This is a genomic window from Polynucleobacter sp. 35-46-11, assembly GCF_002281105.1.
The window spans coordinates 1-3643 of record NZ_NCFJ01000252.1 but is presented as its reverse complement, the minus strand read 5'-3'; the positions used below and the strand labels follow the sequence as shown (position 1 = coordinate 3643).

The window sequence follows — 3643 nt, the reverse complement described above, 5'->3', positions numbered from 1 at the left end:
GAATGTGGAGTTGCCAAATCCATTCCCAACAATGCCATATTCAGAAGGTATGGCACGCTTTGGTTCTGACAAGCCTGATTTACGTGTGAATTTTGAATTTACTGAATTGACTGACTTAATGAAGGATGTCGATTTCAAGGTGTTCTCTGGCGCAGCAAATCAAGAAGGTGGTCGTGTAGTTGGTTTATGCGTTCCTGGGGGCGCTGAAATTAGCCGAAGTGAAATTGATGACTACACACAGTTTGTAGCAATCTATGGCGCTAAAGGTTTGGCATGGATCAAGGTGAACTCTGTTGCTGAAGGTCGCAATGGTTTGCAATCACCCATCGTGAAGAACTTGCATGATGCTGCGATCGAAGGCATCTTGAAGCGCACTGGTGCTAAAGATGGTGACATTATTTTCTTCGGTGCTGATAAAGAAAAAGTAGTGAATGATGCTATCGGTGGATTGCGCCTGAAGATTGGCCATTCTGCTTGGGGTAAAGAGCATGGTCTTTCTACCGAAGGTTGGAAGCCATTGTGGGTAGTGGACTTCCCAATGTTTGAATACGATGAAGACAACGCCCGTTGGGTTGCATGCCACCATCCATTCACTAGCCCTAAAGATGAGCATATGCAGTACCTCGAATCCAATCCGGGTAAGTGCTTAGCTAAAGCCTATGACATGGTTCTGAACGGTAGTGAGATTGGCGGCGGATCTGTCCGTATTCATCAAGAGGTAGTACAGAGTCAAGTATTCCGTGCCTTGAAGATCGGCGCTGAAGAAGCGCAAGCTAAATTTGGATTCTTGCTGGATGCCTTGCAATATGGCGCACCTCCGCACGGTGGGATCGCGTTTGGTTTGGATCGCATTGTCACCATGATGACCGGTGCTGAATCTATCCGTGATGTGATTGCCTTCCCTAAAACGCAGCGTGCACAGTGTTTATTGACTCAAGCTCCTAGCCAAGTAGATGAGCGTCAGTTGAAAGAGCTACACATTCGCTTGCGCCAGGCTGCTCCAGCTGCTTAAGCAAAAGAGTATTTAAAGTATCTTGAAAATCCCCATTTCGGTTTTAGTTGTTATCTACAAATCGAATGGGGAGGTCTTGCTGATAGAGCGGGCCGATAAAGCTAATTTCTGGCAATCTGTGACGGGTAGTGTGGATTCTCTTGGTGAGGATCTCGAGGTGGCTGCTGCGCGCGAAGTCCTTGAAGAAACTGGTATTGATATTCAATCCCTCCCTGCAGACTCTTTACGAGATATGCAACATCACATCGAGTATGAGATTTATCCGCAGTGGCGTCTTCGTTATCCTCCTGGTGTCACTAGAAATACTGAGCATTGGTTTTCACTACTGGTGCCGAACGATACTCAAGTCCAATTAGCCCCCCGGGAGCATGTCGCTTATCAGTGGCTTCCATTTACAGATGCCGCTAAAAAGTGTTTTTCTCCTAGCAATGGTGCAGCCATTCTGCAATTGTTCTCTGCACCTTAGTGCAGAAGTGACTAAGATAGAGTGATGAGACATTCATCAGGGCATCATCATTCAGCAGGCGATTCAAAACCATCTCAGGGGAGTGACTGGAAAGTCATTCGAGATTTACTCCCTTATTTGTTGGAATACAAATTTAGGGTTGCCATTGCGCTGACCTGTTTGGTAGCGGCCAAGGTTGCCAACCTTGGCATTCCGATTTTGATGAAGCAATTGATTGATGCTCTCAATATCAAGGCAGATTCTCCGCAAGCATTGTTGGTAGTCCCGGCCGGATTGATATTGGCCTATGGCCTTTTAAGAATCTCCGCCTCTTTGTTTACTGAGTTGCGTGAGTCTCTCTTTGCACGCGTTACCCAAAATGCGGTACGTAAAGTAGCGCTACAAGTTTTTGAGCATTTGCATTCTTTGGCCCTGAGCTTTCATTTGGCTCGTCAGACTGGCGGGGTGAGTCGAGATATTGAACGTGGTACTCGTGGCATCCAGTCTCTGATTTCTTATTCCCTATATAGCATCCTGCCAACTTTAATTGAGTTTTGTTTAGTACTTGGTTACTTTGCTTATGCCTACGATATTTGGTTTGCTGCCATTACGCTGGTTGCTTTGGTTCTCTATATCGGCTTTACAGTTGTCGTGACTGAATGGCGGACCCATTTCCGTCGCACCATGAATGACATGGATTCCAAGGCTAATCAGAAGGCGATTGATTCTCTCCTCAATTTTGAGACCGTCAAGTATTTTGGTAATGAGGCTTTTGAAGCGAGTCGCTACGATCAAAATTTAGTGCGTTATCAAGCAGCTGCAGTGAAGTCTCAGAAATCTTTAGCACTCCTCAATTTTGGTCAGCAGACGATTATTGCAGTTGGCCTAGTTATGATCTTGTGGCGTGCTACCTTGGGCGTGATTGACGGGTCTATGACCTTAGGTGATTTAGTCTTGGTAAACACCCTGATGATTCAGTTATACATTCCATTGAATTTCTTGGGGGTGATCTATCGTGAGATCAAGCAGGCGCTCACAGATATGGATCGGATGTTCTCACTTCTCAATACTGAGAAAGAGATTGCGGATGCACCTAATGCGAAACCTTTACTAATTACGAATCAAAGCCGTGGACCTGATATTCGTTTTGAGAATGTTTCGTTTCATTACGATGCCAAGCGTGAAATTCTGAAAGACGTGAGTTTTAATATTCCTGCGGGAACAATTACTGCAGTAGTGGGACAGAGTGGTGCAGGTAAGAGCACCTTGGCGCGTTTGTTATTCCGTTTTTATGATGTTCAATCTGGCAAGATCCTGATCGATGATCAAAATATTATCGATGTCACACAATCGAGCTTGCGCAAGGCGATTGGTATCGTTCCGCAAGATACAGTCCTATTTAACGATACGATTGGTTATAACATCGCCTATGGTAATCCCAATGCCTCTATTGAAGAAGTGCACGAGGCTGCTAGAGCTGCACAGATAGATCGCTTTATCCAACATCTACCAGATGGTTATGACACCCAAGTAGGTGAGCGTGGCTTAAAGCTGTCAGGTGGCGAGAAGCAGCGTGTTGCGATTGCACGCACCCTACTCAAAAAACCAGCGATGCTCATTTTTGATGAGGCAACATCAGCGCTGGATTCCAAAACGGAGCGAGCCTTTCAGGAGGAATTGCTTGGTCTTGCCAAAAACCGGACAACCCTGATCGTTGCTCATAGGCTTTCTACCATTATTCATGCCGATCAAATTTTGGTCATGGGTCATGGCCAAATCGTGGAGCGTGGAACGCACATTGAACTCCTGGCTGCCAATGGCAGATATGCTGAGATGTGGCAAATGCAAGAGCGAAGTACTCTTGATTAGAATATCTGTATGAGCCAGCAAGAAACTATTCTCAAAAATGCTTTTGCGGCAGCTTTAGAGGTTGCTGATCCCAAGAAAATCGTCCCAGAATATCTCAGCAAGATCTTTCCCGCGGATTCAGAGCCCAAAGGAAGGTGTTTGGTGGTGGGGGCTGGTAAGGCAAGTGCCTCTATGGCAACAGCTCTAGAGTCTCACGCCAAGCGTCATTGGCCTGATGCAATTCTTGAGGGTGTTGTATTAACTCGATACGGGCACCACTCTCCAACGAGCCATATTCAAATTATTGAAGCAGGTCACCCCGTGCCTGATCAGGCTGG

At 46.1% G+C, this 3643-nt stretch carries 4 protein-coding genes; all 4 read left to right on the top strand.

Annotated features, from left to right (window positions below; genetic code table 11):
- A partial coding sequence (gene aspS / locus B7Y67_RS12940; protein WP_293599002.1) for an aspartate--tRNA ligase occupies positions 1-1012 on the top strand: 1012 nt, incomplete at its 5' end.
- 22 nt (positions 1013-1034) lie between these two features.
- A complete protein-coding gene (gene nudB / locus B7Y67_RS12935) occupies positions 1035-1478 on the top strand; it encodes a dihydroneopterin triphosphate diphosphatase (RefSeq protein ID WP_293599001.1) in 444 nt (147 codons plus the stop codon).
- A 24-nt stretch (positions 1479-1502) separates the two neighbouring features.
- Positions 1503-3326, top strand: a complete 1824-nt coding sequence (locus tag B7Y67_RS12930) for an ABC transporter ATP-binding protein/permease (RefSeq protein WP_293599000.1) — start codon at positions 1503-1505, stop codon at positions 3324-3326.
- Positions 3327-3335: 9 nt separating this feature from the next.
- Positions 3336-3643, top strand: a 308-nt coding sequence (locus tag B7Y67_RS12925; protein ID WP_293598999.1) for a DUF4147 domain-containing protein, incomplete at its 3' end; no start/stop codon positions are given.

What these genes read in the sequence shown, in the direction of transcription:
- B7Y67_RS12930 (WP_293599000.1), top strand. Translation starts at nt 1,503, where the DNA reads ATGAGACATTCATCAGGGCATCATCATTCAGCAGGCGATTCAAAACCA.